Origin of the sequence: Kocuria sp., from assembly GCF_030536815.1 — a bacterium.
Classification (GTDB): domain Bacteria; phylum Actinomycetota; class Actinomycetes; order Actinomycetales; family Micrococcaceae; genus Kocuria; species Kocuria gwangalliensis.
Window position 1 is genome coordinate 1 of record NZ_JAUNPE010000051.1, and the last position, 15,268, is coordinate 15,268.

A 15,268-nucleotide genomic window follows, 5' to 3' on the forward strand; every position below is an offset into this window, starting at 1 on the left:
TGGCACCCTGATCCGACCGTGCGTCGCGGTCCTGTCCCGCGCACTGACGACGCCGTTGCCGTGACCTTTTCGAGCGCAAGGTCGCGGCAGCGGCGTCGTCGGCGTTAGAGCAAAGCCGAGGTGAGGCGACAGACGTTCTCCACGTACTTGTGTCGCAGGGGGCGGTTGTTCCAGGCGTCGAGGTCCAGCAGGGTCGAGGACGCCTTGAATTGGCTCACGACCTCCTCCATGCGGTCGTGGAAGTCCTGGCCCACGATCATCACGGACACCTCGAGGTCCAGGGCAAAAGATCGCTCGTCCATGTTGGAGGAGCCGATCACGCTGATCAGGTCGTCCACGAGCACGAACTTGGCGTGCAGCACCGTGGGGGAGCTGTAGCGGTAGATCTTCACGCCGGCTTCCGCGAGTTCGGAGTAGTAGGAATTCTGGGCGTTCCGTGCCAGGAACTGGTCCGAGGACTCACCCACGAAAATCTCCACGTCCACCCCGGACTGCGCCTCGGTGGTGAGCGCGTGCAGCAGGGACTCGTCCGGCACGAAGTACGGGCTGGAGATCACCACGCGGCGGTTGGCGTTGTAAATGAGGTGGTTGAACAGCCGCAGGTTGTTCTCGGTCGTGAACCCGGGACCGGAGGGGACCACCTGGGCGTACACGGGGGCCTCCACGTTCGGTAGGACCTCGGTGGCCTCGTCCAGGAGCAGATCGTCGGTCTCCGAGTACCAGTCGGAGACGAACACCGCGTTGAGCTCGGCAACCACGGGCCCGGAGCAGCGGATCATCAGATCCTTCCATTCCAGGCCGCGGCGGATGTTCTTCTTCTTGTTGTAGGAGCGGTGAATGATGTTCTGCGAACCGGTGTAGGCAATGGACCCGTCCACGACCAGGATCTTGCGGTGATTACGCAGGTCCGGGCGCTGCCACTCACCGCGCCACGGGCGGATCGGTAGCATGCGCCGCCAGGGGATGCCGGAGGCATTGAAACGGCGTACGAGTTCCGCGTACCCGGGGTAACCCAGCGAACCCACGTGGTCGATCAGGATGCGCACCCGGACACCACGGTCATGCGCCCGCACCAGGGAATCCAGCAGCACCCGGGACACCCGATCCGTGGCCACGATGTAGAACTCGAAGTGCACGTAATCGGTGGCCCGATCCACATCACGGGCCATGCGCTCCATGGACTCGTGGTTGTCCGTGACAATGTCGAAGCCATTACCGCCCACCATGGGCAACGCGCCCAGCTGATAGTTCAGCTTGGCGGTTGTGGTGACCCATTCGGGTAGGTCGTCGAATTCCTTGCCCAGGGAGAAATCCTCGGGGGTGTTCTCCCGGATGATGTCGTTCATCTTGGCCTGCTTCTCCATCCGCTTTCGCGGCAGGCGAGAAGAACCAATGACCAGGAACAACAACAACCCCGCGTAGGGCAGGAGAAAAATGGCCAGCAACCACGCCAGAGCGACCGACGGTCTGCGCTGATGGGGAATCCAGCCAAGCGCACCGATTCGGAGCAACAGGTCGATGACGACCAGGATCACCAGGATCCACTCAGGGACGGTGTCCGGGGAGAACAGGTCGTACGGGGCCCAGGGGAACATAGCCGACTAACTCAGTTGCTGGAACGCATCTCCGGGCGGGGATGCACATATGTGGCTTCAAACCCGTCACTCGGACATTCGCTGAAGCCGTTCTTGAGCAGCAGCTTCCGTGCGGGCTCATTGCCCCACGGAACCGACGCGTTCACGGCCTTGACCTGGGGATTCTGGAAGGCCAACTCCACCAGATAGGGGAGCACCTCGTCCGCGTACCCCTCATTCTGGCGGCCCGGTATCACGGAGCCCACGACCTCGAGTTCGTGGTCAATGGGCGGGCCCACGAAACCCGCCATGCCGATGACCTGGCCCGAGGCGGCATCCACCACGGCGAACATCGAGTACATGGTCTCGGTGAAGAAATAGCTGCCGGCGTCCAATGCCGTATGAGCCCAGTCCTGATCCTCGGGAGTCGGGAACCCCTGAGCGAACTGCGCCAAATCCGCTCGATCCGCAATCGCCTCGAGCTCGTCCTGGGTGAATGGACGCAACACGAGACGCTCGGTACGAATCGATCGTCCCGGGCTGAGCTCTTCGGAAACGTCAGTCATGGTGCCTATCCTTATGATCAACCGAAATACCTGGGCAGGGTGGAGCTGTGGGCTTCTCGCAAGGCCTCCAGGTCCACGGAGAACTCGCCCTGAACATCCAGGGCCCCGGACTCCGCGTCCACCACGCCGATACGTGCGAACGGGTAGTTGCGCACGGTGCACATGTCCTTGAAGCGCACCTCTTCCGAGCGGGGGACCGCCACCACGGTCCGGCCCTGGGACTCGGAGAACAGCAGCGTGAAGGTGTCCACGCCATCACGGTCGGCCACTTCTCCCAGGCCGATCCGCGCACCCACGCCAAAGCGCAGGGCCATTTCCGACAGGGTCGCGGCCAAGCCACCCTCGGAAACATCGTGTGCCGCGTCGATCATGCCGTCCCGTGACATGTTGACGAGCATATCCCCCAGGGTGCGCTCCCGCTTCAGATCCACCTTGGGGGGCCGACCACCCAGGTGACCGCGTACGCGGGCCCATTCGGAGCCGTCCAATTCGTCCGCGGTCTCACCGAGCAGGTAAATGGCCTGACCGTCCTCGCGCCACCCGGAGGGCGTGCGGCGAGCGACGTCGTCGAGCACGCCCATCAGGGCGACCACCGGGGTCGGGTTGATGGCGACGCCGCCGGTCTGGTTGTACAGCGAAACGTTGCCGCCCGTGACGGGCACGCCCAGTTCCTGGCAACCGTCGGACAGGCCGCGCACGGCCTCGGCGAATTGCCACATGATGTCCGGGTCCTCGGGGGAGCCGAAGTTCAGGCAGTCAGACACGGCCGCAGGACGGGCACCGGCGGTCGTGACGTTTCGGTAGGCCTGGGCGAGCGCGAGCTGCGCGCCGGCGTAGGGGTCCAGGCGGGTGTAGCGACCGTTGCAATCGGTGGACAGGGCCACGCCCAGACCGGTTTCCTGGTCCACGCGGATCACGCCGGCGTCATCCGGCATGGCCATGGCCGTGTTGCCCTGCACGTAGTGGTCGTACTGGCTGGTGACCCAGTCCTTGGAGCACAGGTTGGGTGAGGCCATCAGCTCGAGCACTGCCTGACGCAGCTGCGCACCGGAGGGGCGGGAGGCGTCTTCGGGCGAGCCGGTGAAATGGTTGGATTGCAGCTGATCCTGGGACTCGGGGCGAGCGAAGGGTCGTTCGTAGACCGGGCCGTCATGGGCCACGGTGCGCGGATCCACGTCCACGATCACTTCGCCCTGGTAGTCGATGATCAAACGACCGGTGTCCGTGACCTCACCGATCCACGAGTACTCCACGTCCCACTTGGTCATGACCGCCTCGAACGCCTGGACCTTTTCCGGGGTCACCACGGCCATCATGCGTTCCTGGGACTCGGACATCAGGATCTCGCCGGGGGTCAGGGTGGGATCGCGCAGCAGCACCTTGGTCAGGTCCACACGCATTCCGCCGTCACCGTTGGAGGCGAGCTCGGAGGTGGCGCAGGAAATACCCGCGGCACCGAGATCCTGAATGCCCTCCACCAGGGAGCCCTTGAACAACTCCAGGCAGCACTCGATGAGCACCTTTTCCGCGAACGGGTCTCCCACCTGGACGGCGGGTCGCTTGGACGGCTTGGAATCGTCAAAGGATTCGGAGGCCAGCACGGAGGCGCCACCAATGCCGTCGCCGCCCGTGCGGGCACCGAACAGCACCACCTTGTTGCCGGTACCGGAAGCGTTGGCCAGGCGGATGTCCTCGTGGCGCATGACGCCCACGGCCAGGGCATTGACCAGGGGGTTGCCCTGGTAGCAGGGATCGAACTCCACTTCACCGCCGATGTTGGGCAGACCCAGCGAGTTGCCGTAGCCACCCACACCGGCCACCACACCGTGCACCACGCGCTGGGTGTCCGGGTGGTCGATGGCGCCAAAACGCAGCGGGTCCATCACGGCCACCGGGCGGGCGCCCATGGAGATGATGTCACGGACAATGCCACCCACGCCGGTCGCGGCACCCTGGTAGGGCTCCACGAAGGACGGGTGGTTGTGGGACTCGATCTTGAAGGTCACGGCCCAGCCGTCACCGATGTCCGTGACACCGGCGTTCTCCCCGATGCCCACCATGAGGTCCTTGCGCATCTCGTCGGTGACCTTGTCACCGAACTGGCGCAGATGCACCTTGGTGGACTTGTAGGAGCAGTGCTCGGACCACATGACCGAGTACATGGCCAGTTCCGCGGCGGTGGGGCGGCGGCCCAGGATCTCCTTGACCCGATCGAACTCGGATTCGGTCAACCCCAGCTCCGCCCAGGGCAGCTCGGTGTCCGGGGTGGAGGCGGCGTGCTCAACGGTGTCCAGGTTGAAGTGCGTTTCGCTCATGTCGTTTACGAGAATCCCTTGCCGTGGTGGTGGGCGCGTACGGTGCGTTTGCGGCGCTCACGCAAGAATGTCTGATGAAGGTGCGGGCCCGAGTACTCATGGGCCGGCGGGGCGTTAGCGGGTCAGTCGCTCCAGGACGGACACGAAGATGTCCAGGCCGTCAGTGCCGTGGCGCATGTCCACCGCACCGGTACCGGAGAAATCCGCGCCGAAACCGGGTTCCACCGCGTGCTCCGGGTGGGGCATGAGTCCCACCACGTTGCCGCGGGCATTGGCGATTCCCGCAATGTCGTTGCGCGAGCCATTGGGGTTGCCGTCCACGTAGCGGAAGACCACGCGATTCTCGGCTTCCAACTCGTCCAGGGTGCGCTGATCGGCCACGTACTGGCCGTCCTGGTTCTTGAGCGGCACCACAATGGTCTGACCCCGCTCGTAACGAGCGGTCCAGGCGGTGTCCGCGTTCTCGATGCGCAGCGCCTGATCACGGCAGAGGAACTTCAACTGCTCGTTCTTGATCATGGAACCGGGCAACAGGTGCGATTCGGTGAGCACCTGGAATCCGTTGCAAATGCCCAGAACGGGCAGGGCGGCGTCGGAAGTCGCGGCGTCCAGGATCTTGTCCATGAGCGGGGCGAAACGCGCGATCGCGCCGGCGCGCAGGTAGTCACCGTAGGAGAAGCCACCCGGGAGGATCACGGCGTCCACGTTCTGCAGATCCTCGTCCGCGTACCAGAGCGCAACGGCGGTGCCACCGGCGAGCTGCACGGCGCGCATGGCATCGCGGTCGTCCAGGGTGCCGGGGAAGGTGACCACACCCACGCGCACGTCCTGCAATGCAGCATCGGGGCCGGGGCGGGAGAGATCCGCGATCAAAGGGGTTTGTTCGGCGGTCAAATTCTGGGCCACGATCAGTTCTCCTGGTCCAGCACCGAAACGTTCACGACGTCCTCGATGACCGGGTTGGAGAGCAGCTTCTCGGCGGCCTCGCGAGCCTGGGCGAGCACCTCGTCCGTTGCCTCACCGTCCACGGTGAGTTCGAAACGGCGGCCCTGACGGACCTCGCTGAAACCATCCAGCCCGATACGGGGCAGTTCGTTGGCGATCGCCTTGCCCTGCGGGTCAAGGATTTCCGGCTTGGGCATAACATCAACCACGATACGGGCCATTACAACTCCTGAGATTCGAGCTAATCCTCGCCCATCCTATCGGTCAAAAAGTTCGTCCGCGGCAGTGTGTGAAGCGACGGGTCCCCTGATGGGTGGCCCTCCGGTGCGCGGGCGGCTGGTCTCCGTTTCCGTTCCGCGCGGATGGGGGGGTCGCGGGAGTGGCTCAAGGGCCAGGGCTCTCCTACGATGGGCAGCACACTTATTTGTTGAGCACATGCAATGTGAGGAGCGGGCGGATGAATGCAACGCGGCCCCAAGCAGTACCACTCAGTGCGCTACCGCCCCGGCGCAACGGGTACGTGGATCTGCGCTCCTACGCGGCGATCGGCGATGGTCGCACGGTTGCCCTGATCTCCCATGACGGGTCCGTGGACTGGTATCCGATTCCTGATCTGGATTCGGCGCCCGCATTCGCGCGCTTGCTCGATGCCGAGCACGGTGGATGTATTGAACTGTGTCCGGACGAGCGGTTCGAGGTCGAACGCAAGTATCTGCCGGGCACCAATATTCTGCAGACCACGTACACCACTGCCTCGGGGAGGGTGCAGGTCACCGACTCGTTGAACCTCGGTTCGACCGGGCGACTGCCCTGGAACGAACTCGCGCGGGCGGTGGAGGGCCTGGAAGGAACTGTTGCCATGCGATGGCGTGTGGCCCCCGGGACCATGTTCAACACGGTCTCCCCCTGGGTTGATGTCACGGCCCACAAGCCCGTGCTGCGCGCCAGCGAGGTCTCGGTGGGGGTGTGCGGTGAACACGTGGGTGAGAGCAAGGTCGAAGAACAGCAGATCTCGGGATCCTTCCGCACCACACCTGGTTCGCAGCACCTGCTGGCGGTGGTTGCCACGCACAGCGAACCCCTCCGGCTACCGACTCCGCGTGAGATCCGCAAGAACCTCGAGATGACCCGAGAAACATGGCTGCGGTGGGGAGATCTGCTCGAATCCGACGGACCCTACGGTGAAGAAGTCCAACGCAGTGCGCTGGTGCTCAAGTTGTTGAGCCACAGCCCATCGGGGTCCGTGGCAGCTGCCGCAACCACGTCCCTGCCCGAGAACATGGCGGGCACCAAGAATTACGATTATCGCTTTGCGTGGATTCGTGACGCCACCTACGCCCTGCAAGCTCTGTTGCAACTGGGGGAGCAGGAGGACGTGCACGCCCAAGTGTCCTGGCTGCTTCGCCTGGTCCGGGCCCAGGTGCCTAACTTGCACGTGCTCAACCGGTTGGACGGGGAGGTCCCCGAGACGCGCATGACGGAATACGACGTTCCGGGCTGGCGTGGAACCGGCCCGGTCGTGGCGGGCAACGCGGCGGCCGACCAATTACAACTGGGTGTCTACGGGGACGTGTTCGATGTGGCGCACCGCTACGTGGCGGGCGGTAACGTGCTGGACACGGCCACCGCGCGTATGTTGGCCGACCTCGCGGACGCGATCTGCGACGTGTGGCGGCGCCCCGATTCGGGAATGTGGGAACTGCCCGAACACCGCCACTACACAAGCTCCAAAATGGGGTGCTGGCACGGGTTGGACTGTGCCGTGCGTTTGGCGGAGGACGGCTACATCCCCGGCTGCGTGGATCGTTGGCGGGCAGAACGAGAACGCATCAGGGCGTGGATCGACACCGAATGCTGGAGTGAGCAACGGGGCGCGTACGTCTGGTACCCGGGAACCCAAGAGCTCGACGCGTCAGTATTGTTGCACGCAATGACCGGCTTCGACCGGGGCCCGAGGATGAAAACAACCATTGCCGCCCTCCGGCAAGAACTCGGCCGCGGGCCGTTGATGTACCGCTACAGCGGGGTGGACGCAGAGGAAGGCGCCTTCGTCGCGTGTTCGTTCTGGACGGTTGCCGCGCTGACCACCGTCGGCCAGCGCGAGCAGGCCGTGGAACTCATGGACCGCATGGTGGCGTTGGCCAACGATCTTGGCCTGTTCACGGAAATGATCGATCCCGAAGACCACTCGTTCCTGGGCAACTTTCCGCAGGCACTGAGTCATCTGGCGGTGCTCAACGCGGCACTTGCCCTGCGGGACCATGACACCGAGTCCTGAGCCTTGGGCCGGTCCGTAGTTCCTGGCCGGGGCGGCGCCGGAAGATGATTCTCGATTCAGCGGAAACGGGCCATGACCCAACCGTCCGTCACGGTGACGTCGGCCCGGGCCAAGTTCTTGCTCGGATCGTCGGTTGCGGCCCGTCCTGAGGCCACGCTCAGTCGCGAGCCCAAAAACCGGCCATCCGGGGCGAACAGCCAGTAGTGATTGGGGCACTCAAAGCGTTCCGCGCGCCCCGCGGGTTCGCGGCAGACGGTGGCCCGTTGGTGAGGACACGTGTTGGACAGGACATGAAGAGCGCCTGCGGCGTCGCGGGTCACCAGAACGGGCCCTATGCTGCAGCGGGCCGTGACGAAATCAAAGGATTGCGGAAGCTCCGACACCTCAACAATGTGTTCCCAGTGCCCGGATGATGCCGAATCGATCACGGCGAGACTCCCTCGACGGCCTCGGGATGGTCCGTAGGGTGGGGAGGGGGCTGGCTCTCGGCGGATTCGGCGGAGCTGGCTTCCGGGAGGAGTCGTTCGGTGACTGCGAGTAACCGATGGCGCAGGCCGTCGGACCGGGTGGCAAAGTCTCGCTGGCGGCGGACGTACTCAGCCTTCCCCGCGGGAGTCTCGACGCGCACCGGTTCGTAGCCCCAGCCGCTCAGTTCGTACGGCGAGGCTTCCATGTCCGTGCGGCGCACATCCCACGCCAGCTCAAAGCAATCGGCCAGCAGATCCGAATCCACGGCGGGCAGCAGCTTGTACGCCCACTTGTAGAGGTCCATGTTCGCGTGCAGGCAGCCCGGTTGTTCCATGCCTCGCTGGGATTCGCGTGAGGGCTTCAGTTCATTGCGCTCCACGGCCTGCGGCTGGAAGAAACGGAACGCATCGAAATGTGAGCAGCGGATCCGGTGCGATTCCACCACCTGGTTGGTGCCTTCAGCGCCCAACCTCAGCCCCACATAGTCGTGACGTACGCCGTTCTCCTGCGCCTTGTACGCCATGGCCCACTCGTGCAGGCCGAAGCAATCGAACGTGCCGGTTTTGGCCACGGTGTTGGACAGGAGTTCTCGGGTGAAACGGATGGCGGTCTCGCGTTTCGCGACGAATGTCTCGCGATCCAGTACGACGCCGCTCACCCCCTCGGGCGCGCCCGTTACCCGAAGCTCGGCCGGGGTGGCGGGGCGGTAGAACTTCCAGTCCGCCCTCTCCGGGGCGTCCAACAAGATGGTTCCGAATCCGGGGTGCCATCGTGTGAACTGGGCGGGGGACAGCGTGTAGTACGTGAACAGGAAATCTTCCACGGGGTGCTGGCGACCCTCATGCCTGCGGTTCAGGAACGGGGTGGTGAATCCGGAGATGCGCTGTTCGTGTGCCCGGGACGCTGCCAGCCATTGCCCACGGGGCAGGGCTTCAAGCATGCGATGCTTCTTCTGCCTGCGTGATCATGCGGTGCATGGCGGTGTTGAGCTCCTTGACCTGTTCCGCAGTGACGCCCAGGCGTTCCATCATGATGACAGGCACTTCAGAGGCTTTCTCTTTGAGCTCTCGACCCTCGTCCGTGAGAGTGACGGCCAAAGCACGCTCGTTCTCGGGGTCGCGGTCGCGGCAGATCAGGCCGCGGGACTCCAAACGCTTCAACAGCGGAGACAGTGTCGCCGAATCCTGCATGAGTTCGGAGCTCAAGTCCTTCACGGTGCGGGGGCTGGAACCCCACAGCGAGAGCATCACCAGATACTGCGGGTGAGTCAGTCCCAGCGGTTCCAGAATGGGGCGGTAGCTCTGGACCACCATTCTTGACGCCACGGACAAGGAGAAACACAGTTGGTTCGTCAGGGCCAGTGGATCGTTCGGAGCGTTCTCGGAAAGGATCTCACCAGCTTGGCTGTTCATGTGTGCCTCTCCAACGTCTAGGACGCGTCTGTCAATTTGTGCATTAAAGTTTAGGTCACGGGCCACTCGGATGGCAGCCCGTGACCGTTATATCTAAGAAACCGAGATTCTCAGCGGCCCGTCCCCCCGTGCACGGTGGCCTCACTGTCCGCGTCCAAACCGAAAGCGGTGTGCAGGGCGCGTACCGCGGTGTCCAACTTGCGGACATCGGTGATCACGGAAAGCCGCACCTCAGAGGTCGAAATCATGTCCACGTTGATGTCCGCTTGGGCCAAGGCCTGGAAGAACTTGAACGACACCCCCGTGTTCGTTTTCATGCCCGCGCCGACCAGCGAGATCTTACCCACCTGATCGTCATAATCGAGACTTGTGTAACCGATCTTTTCCTCCGCGGCGCGCAACAAGTTCATTGCAAGATCGCCCTGTGACTCGTCCAGGGTGAAGGACAGGTCGGTCAGGGGGCGATCACCGGTGGAGACGTTCTGGACGATCATGTCCACGTTGACCTTGGAGTCCGCAAGCAGTCGGAAGATGCGGGAGGCGATTCCGGGGCGGTCGGGAACCCCCACCACGGTGATTTTGGCCTGCGTGCGATCATGTGCGATGCCAGAAATCAGCGGTTGTTCCAAGGGAATCTCCTTCTGCGGCGTGAAGTTTTCGTGGGGCGTGGGCATGACCCACGTGCCTTCGTTGTGGCTGAACGACGAGCGAACGTGCAAGGGCACGTTGAAGCGGCGCGCGTATTCCACGCAACGCAGGTGCAGGATCTTGGCCCCATTGGCCGCCAGCTCCAACATTTCTTCGGAGGACACGCGATCCAGTTTCTGCGCGGAGGGCACTATGCGGGGGTCCGCGGTGTACACGCCGTCCACATCCGAGTAGATCTCGCACACGTCCGCGTTGAGTGCGGCGGCAAGTGCCACTGCGGTGGTGTCGGAACCTCCGCGGCCCAGGGTGGTGATGTCCTTGGTGGACCGGTGCACACCCTGAAAGCCGGCGATGATGGCAATGTTGCCGGCGTCCAGCGCCTCGCGGACACGGAGAGGATTGACCTCCACGAGTTTGGCCGCGCCGTGATCGCCGTCCGTGATCATCCCGGCCTGTGAGCCGGTGAAGGACTGGGCGGGCACACCGACCTCGGAAGTCGCCATGGCCAGCAGGGCCATGGAAATACGCTCCCCGGCGGTCAGGAGCATGTCCAGCTCGCGGGCCGGTGGCTTGCGAGTGACCTCGTTGGCCAGATCCAGCAGGTCATCGGTGGTGTCCCCCATGGCGGAAACCACCACCACAACGTCGTTGCCTGCGTTGCGGGTTTCTGCCACCCGGCGGGCAACTCGGCGAATTCCATCGGCATCAGAAACCGAGGAGCCACCGAACTTTTGAACAATGAGGCTCATATATTCCTCTCGGACAGCGTACGTACCACGGGATCAAGTGGTGTGGCGTCCATGCTAACTGTTCATGCGCCCATGATCGGGTTGGAGTCCAATGATCATCTCTGAGCCCAATGAGGCGACGCTGAGGACTTAGTTCGCTTCAGCGACAACGGTGCGCCCTTCGAAGGCCCGGCCGAGGGTGACCTCGTCCGCGTACTCCAGGTCACCGCCCACGGGGAGACCCGAGGCCAGGCGTGTGACACGGATGCCCAGGGTTTTGAGCATGCGGGAGAGGTAGGTGGCGGTGGCTTCACCCTCCAAATTGGGGTCGGTGGCCAGGACGATCTCCTGGATCGTCTCATCCGACAACCGGGTCATGAGCTCGCGGATCCGCAACTGATCGGGGCCCACACCCTGGAGAGGCGAGATAGCGCCGCCCAGCACATGGTACAAACCGCGGTAGCTGCGGGTCCGTTCAATGGCCATGACGTCCTTGGACTCCTCGACCACGCAAATCACGGTGCGGTCGCGGCGGGTATCGCGGCAGATGGCGCATTCTTCCTGTTCGCTCACGTTGCCGCAGACCTGGCAGAAGGACACGGATGTCTTGACCGTGGTGATGGCGTCCACGAGCTGTTGGACCTCATCCTTGTCCGCGTCCAGCAAATGGAATGCAATGCGCTGTGCGGATTTGGGTCCTACACCCGGGAGCCGTCCCAGCTCGTCAATGAGGTCTTGGACCGCGCCTTCGTACACAGTTCTCCTTGGGGGTTCGGTTAGTTCGCTTGGTGGGGACGCTCTTCAATGAGCAAGCCCCCCAGAATTCTTTCGATGGCCGCACGACCGTACAACGAGGAATCCTCGATGGACTCGTCATCCGCGCTCGGCGAGAAGTTCTCATCCTCGGTGCTGTCCGACGGGTCATCCGCCTGCGGCACTGTCGGGCGTTGCCGCGCCGCCGCAATTTCTGCGGCATGCCGTTCCCTGAAGCTCGGTCGCTGAGTGCGAGGACTGGTGGCCTGGGCTGGTGCTTGTCCACTCGGCCCGGTCGGGCGACGCTCCGGCATCTCGTAAAGATCGGCGGGGGGTTCGTCTTCCGGAGGGGGCGGAGGTTCGTGGGGCGTCCAATACTCGTTGCTGGGTTCCGGCGAGTGCGCGGAATCCGAAGGTAACTGCCGGGGTGCTGGGTCCGCCGTGGCAACGGGGCTCGTTTCCACGGGGCCGGACGGCCGGTCCTGCGGCTGTCCAGGGTCCTCGGCAGGTTCGGACTCCGTGGCCGTATCTTGATCGGAGCCGCCGGAGCCGACCTCGGGCGCGATGTCAGGCGTGCCGTCGTCGACGTGAGCCGTGGCATCCTCGGAACCCGGATCAATGCTGAAATCGGCGGGGGAGAGAGTCGCCGGTTCCGATGATTTGGCAGAGGAGGCAGAATCGTTTGAATCCGCAGCAGCCTCCGCCGCGTCCGCCGGAATCGCAGTGGTCGCAGCGGGTGATTCGGCGGGCTCACCCTGCGGGATCTTCGCCACGGACCATGAGGTCACGGGCTCATCGGAATCGGGTTCCGGATCGGGCTCCGGAGCCTCCTCACGGGATTGCCGGGTCTGGCTGGAGAGCCGTTGCCGATCGTGGGCATCATGGCCCGCCTGAGAGGAGTCCTGTTCCCCGCGCGGCTGCCCAACCTCAGGCGCGGGGCGCCGACGCTGCGCACCGAAGCCTTCCTGCTCGCGGAAGTACACGGGCGGTTCGTCGGTGGACTGCTGCCCGTTCTTGCCTTGGTCGGTTCCGCGCGTGGGTCCTCCGGGACCGCCGCTTCCAGTGTCTTGCTGTCCGCCTCGAGCCGGCCCGCCGGGACCGTTACCATCCGGGCTCTTGCCGCGGGTGGGGCCGCCCGGATTTCCGCCGGTCTGACCGCCACCGTGGGAGTCACCGGGGCGTACCGCTTCGATGCGACAGTCGATTCCGAGCACGGAGTGGATGGCCGCACGCACATCGTTCTCGAAGCGGGGGAAGTTCAGCAGATCACCCTCGGCGTCAAAAGCGATGCGCAGCGTCTGGCCGTCGAAGGTCACGGGGGTGCCGCGCATCGTGACCGTCCAGGCGACGCGGCGAATCTCGGCCAGGGCGGACACTATCTCGGGCCAGGAAGCACGCAACAGCTCGATTTCCCCGCCCTGGTCAGATTCTTCCGAAATGGGGCGCGCCGGCTGGGTGTCTTGATGCTCGGGCCCGTGATCGGCAGGCTCATTGTCCTGGGCGGCGTCCGGTTCACCTCGGCCGGTACGGCCGTCCGCGGGCGGCCGGCCATGGCTGACCTCACGGTCTTGCTCGGGAACCGGCTCCGCAGCTGCCGGGTGCGAGGTGCCTCCCGGTTCTTCGGTGCCGTCTTGGGGATCCGTGGGTTCTTCCATGGTCGGCGCGGTCATCCCGGCCGACGGCGGAGCCACAGTGGGTGGGGCTGCGGGCGGATCCACGCGCTCGGGTGCGGTGTGGCGTTGTGGTGCGGCAGCGGCGTCGTCGGGGGAAGAATGCTGCTCGGTCTCAGAGGTGCCCGGGCGAATTCCGGCGCCGCGGGGAATGCTGAGACGGCGCTCGAGGCGGTCCACACGGGCCGTGATGCCGCGTGTGGTGTGGTCCGCGGAGGGCAGGAGGATGCGCGCGCACAGCAGCTCCAGGTGGAGCTGCGGCGAGGTGGCCCCGGTCATCTCGTTCAGTGCGGTGTTGGTGATGTCAGCGGCGCGTGAGAGTTCCGCGGCCCCGAGCAGGGTGGCCTGATTGCGCAACCTGTTGATTTGATCGGTGGGCATGCCGTGCAAGATGTTGGCGGCGGAATCCGGGACCGCGTTGACCACCACCAGATCGCGGAAGCGTTCCAGCAGATCCTCCACGAACCTGCGCGGATCCTGACCCGTTTGGACAACGCGGTCAATGGCGCTGAAAACCGTGGCGGCGTCACCGGCGGCGAAGGCATCCACGACGTCGTCGAGCAGGGCCGCGTGAGTGTAGCCGAGCAGGGCCACGGCGAGGTCGTACGTCATACCGCGATCGTCCGAACCGGCCATGAGCTGGTCCAACACGGACAACGAATCGCGGACCGAACCGCCGCCGGCGCGAACCACCAGGGACAGGACGCCGGGCTCCGTGGCCACGTGCTCCTGCTCGCTCAGCTGCTCCAGGTACTGCATGAGGGGCTCCGGCGGAACCAGGCGGAACGGGTAGTGGTGGGTGCGCGAGCGAATGGTGGTGAGCACCTTGGACGGCTCGGTGGTCGCGAAGATGAACTTCACGTGCTCCGGCGGCTCCTCCACGATCTTGAGGAGGGCGTTGAAGCCCTCACGTGTGACCATGTGCGCCTCATCGATGATGAAGATCTTGTAGCGATCCCGCACCGGGGCGAAAGTCGCACGTTCACGCAGGTCACGCGCATGGTCAACGCCACCGTGGGACGCGGCGTCCATCTCGATGACGTCCAGTGAACCCGCACCGTCACGGGAAAGATCGCGGCAGGAATCGCAGTGACCGCACGGGGTGGCTGCGGGGCCCTCGGCGCAGTTGAGGCAACGTGCAAGGATGCGGGCGGACGTGGTCTTTCCGCAACCGCGCGGACCGGAGAACAAGTAGGCGTGATTGACCCTGTTCTTGCGCAGGGCAGTCATGAGGGGCTCGGTCACGTGTTCCTGACCGATGACGTCCTCGAACGTCTCCGGGCGATAACGGCGGTACAGGGCGGTAGTCACGTATGAAACCTTAGCCGCGGTCACCGACAGGCACAGCGCAACCGCACGGTTGGGGAGTTAGAGACGAAAAGACCCCTCGCGCACCCGCCAGAGCCCATTTACCCTTGCTACCTTCCGGTCCTGGGGGAGTTCAACAGGATGACGCCACGCGAGGGGCTGCCCACTACTTTAGCTCAACTGGGAGCAGAGTTCTAAACCGGTGGCCTGCTCCGTGCGGTCTGTCGTGCAGCTACAAACAACGACGCCGCTCGGCCCAGATTTAGCCGCCGGTTCACCCTCGATTCGCATCCGGGGTTGGAGTTCCGCTATGCTGAGTGCCGCACGTTGCCCACGCGTTGGGGAATGTGCACGCCTGGAGGATTCGCCTAGCGGCCTATGGCGCACGCCTGGAACGCGTGTTGGGTTAACGCCCTCGGGGGTTCAAATCCCCCATCCTCCGCGGTATGAAGTAGCCCCTGACCAGTGGGAACACCGGTCAGGGGCTACTTTTGTGCGCGCACGCCCATTGACGTCATGAACGCGAAGCTGCGGCTGCGGACAAAACCGTTATCGCTTCTTGGGTGTGAAAGATGTAGTGCACTTCCAGGTGGTGTTGCCCTG

12 protein-coding genes, 1 tRNA gene and 1 other RNA gene are annotated in these 15,268 nt (G+C 64.3%); 2 read left to right on the plus strand and 12 right to left on the minus strand.

Going from position 1 to position 15,268, the window contains the following annotated elements:
* Nucleotides 1–104: 104 nt before the first annotated feature.
* The 5 genes from cls to purS all read right to left on the minus strand — a co-directional run bounded on the left by cls (nucleotide 105) and on the right by purS (nucleotide 5,621).
* Nucleotides 105–1,595, minus strand: coding sequence for a cardiolipin synthase (gene cls, locus Q4E95_RS06625; RefSeq protein ID WP_303382568.1), 1,491 nt, complete (start codon nucleotides 1,593–1,595; stop codon nucleotides 105–107).
* A gap of 11 nt (nucleotides 1,596–1,606) precedes the next feature.
* Nucleotides 1,607–2,140: a GNAT family N-acetyltransferase gene (locus tag Q4E95_RS06630; RefSeq protein ID WP_303382569.1), complete on the minus strand. Its 534-nt coding sequence runs from the start codon at nucleotides 2,138–2,140 to the stop codon at nucleotides 1,607–1,609.
* Nucleotides 2,141–2,157: 17 nt separating this feature from the next.
* Nucleotides 2,158–4,455, minus strand: coding sequence for a phosphoribosylformylglycinamidine synthase subunit PurL (gene purL / locus Q4E95_RS06635; RefSeq protein WP_303382570.1), 2,298 nt, complete (start codon nucleotides 4,453–4,455; stop codon nucleotides 2,158–2,160).
* 114 nt (nucleotides 4,456–4,569) lie between these two features.
* The gene (gene purQ, locus Q4E95_RS06640) at nucleotides 4,570–5,361 is read right to left on the minus strand and encodes a phosphoribosylformylglycinamidine synthase subunit PurQ (protein ID WP_303382571.1); all 792 of its coding nucleotides are present in this window, start codon (nucleotides 5,359–5,361) and stop codon (nucleotides 4,570–4,572) included.
* Nucleotides 5,362–5,363: 2 nt separating this feature from the next.
* Nucleotides 5,364–5,621 carry a phosphoribosylformylglycinamidine synthase subunit PurS gene (purS, locus tag Q4E95_RS06645; protein WP_016997403.1) on the minus strand — a complete coding sequence of 86 codons (258 nt, stop codon included), beginning with the start codon at nucleotides 5,619–5,621 and terminating at the stop codon, nucleotides 5,364–5,366.
* 236 nt (nucleotides 5,622–5,857) lie between these two features.
* Between purS and Q4E95_RS06650 the strand changes: the two genes are divergently transcribed.
* Entirely contained in the window at nucleotides 5,858–7,678 is a 1,821-nt protein-coding gene (locus Q4E95_RS06650; RefSeq protein WP_303382572.1) for a glycoside hydrolase family 15 protein, read from the plus strand.
* Nucleotides 7,679–7,734: 56 nt separating this feature from the next.
* On the opposite strand, the gene Q4E95_RS06655 is transcribed toward Q4E95_RS06650, so the two are convergent.
* The 7 genes from Q4E95_RS06655 to ffs form a co-directional block, all read right to left on the minus strand.
* Entirely contained in the window at nucleotides 7,735–8,106 is a 372-nt protein-coding gene (locus Q4E95_RS06655) for a Rieske 2Fe-2S domain-containing protein (protein ID WP_303382573.1), read from the minus strand.
* Complete coding sequence (locus Q4E95_RS06660) at nucleotides 8,103–9,086, minus strand: 3-methyladenine DNA glycosylase (RefSeq protein WP_303382574.1); 984 nt, start codon at nucleotides 9,084–9,086, stop codon at nucleotides 8,103–8,105. Before Q4E95_RS06660 ends, Q4E95_RS06655 begins: the two co-directional genes overlap by 4 nt.
* Nucleotides 9,079–9,558 (minus strand): MarR family winged helix-turn-helix transcriptional regulator, encoded by a 480-nt coding sequence (locus Q4E95_RS06665; protein ID WP_303382575.1) that lies wholly within the window; start codon nucleotides 9,556–9,558, stop codon nucleotides 9,079–9,081. The genes Q4E95_RS06660 and Q4E95_RS06665 overlap by 8 nt, the downstream gene beginning before the upstream one ends.
* 110 nt (nucleotides 9,559–9,668) lie before the next feature.
* On the minus strand, nucleotides 9,669–10,955 hold the full coding sequence (locus Q4E95_RS06670; protein WP_303382576.1) for an aspartate kinase: 1,287 nt from the start codon (nucleotides 10,953–10,955) through the stop codon (nucleotides 9,669–9,671).
* Nucleotides 10,956–11,084: 129 nt separating this feature from the next.
* Nucleotides 11,085–11,690 (minus strand): recombination mediator RecR, encoded by a 606-nt coding sequence (gene recR / locus Q4E95_RS06675; protein WP_303382577.1) that lies wholly within the window; start codon nucleotides 11,688–11,690, stop codon nucleotides 11,085–11,087.
* Nucleotides 11,691–11,710: 20 nt separating this feature from the next.
* Nucleotides 11,711–14,668 (minus strand): DNA polymerase III subunit gamma and tau, encoded by a 2,958-nt coding sequence (locus tag Q4E95_RS06680; protein ID WP_303382578.1) that lies wholly within the window; start codon nucleotides 14,666–14,668, stop codon nucleotides 11,711–11,713.
* 64 nt (nucleotides 14,669–14,732) lie between these two features.
* Nucleotides 14,733–14,829, minus strand: an RNA gene (ffs, locus tag Q4E95_RS06685) — signal recognition particle sRNA small type.
* A 193-nt stretch (nucleotides 14,830–15,022) separates the two neighbouring features.
* Here ffs and Q4E95_RS06690 point away from each other — a divergent pair.
* Nucleotides 15,023–15,107: transfer RNA gene (locus tag Q4E95_RS06690), tRNA-Ser, on the plus strand.
* Nucleotides 15,108–15,268 lie beyond the last annotated feature (161 nt).

Coding starts and splice junctions, on each gene's coding strand:
- Q4E95_RS06670 (WP_303382576.1), bottom strand. CDS start 10,955: ATGAGCCTCATTGTTCAAAAGTTCGGTGGCTCCTCGGTTTCTGATGCC.
- Q4E95_RS06665 (WP_303382575.1), bottom strand. CDS start 9,558: ATGAACAGCCAAGCTGGTGAGATCCTTTCCGAGAACGCTCCGAACGAT.
- purL (WP_303382570.1), bottom strand. CDS start 4,455: ATGAGCGAAACGCACTTCAACCTGGACACCGTTGAGCACGCCGCCTCC.
- Q4E95_RS06650 (WP_303382572.1), top strand. CDS start 5,858: ATGAATGCAACGCGGCCCCAAGCAGTACCACTCAGTGCGCTACCGCCC.
- purS (WP_016997403.1), bottom strand. CDS start 5,621: ATGGCCCGTATCGTGGTTGATGTTATGCCCAAGCCGGAAATCCTTGAC.
- Q4E95_RS06630 (WP_303382569.1), bottom strand. CDS start 2,140: ATGACTGACGTTTCCGAAGAGCTCAGCCCGGGACGATCGATTCGTACC.
- cls (WP_303382568.1), bottom strand. CDS start 1,595: ATGTTCCCCTGGGCCCCGTACGACCTGTTCTCCCCGGACACCGTCCCT.
- Q4E95_RS06660 (WP_303382574.1), bottom strand. CDS start 9,086: ATGCTTGAAGCCCTGCCCCGTGGGCAATGGCTGGCAGCGTCCCGGGCA.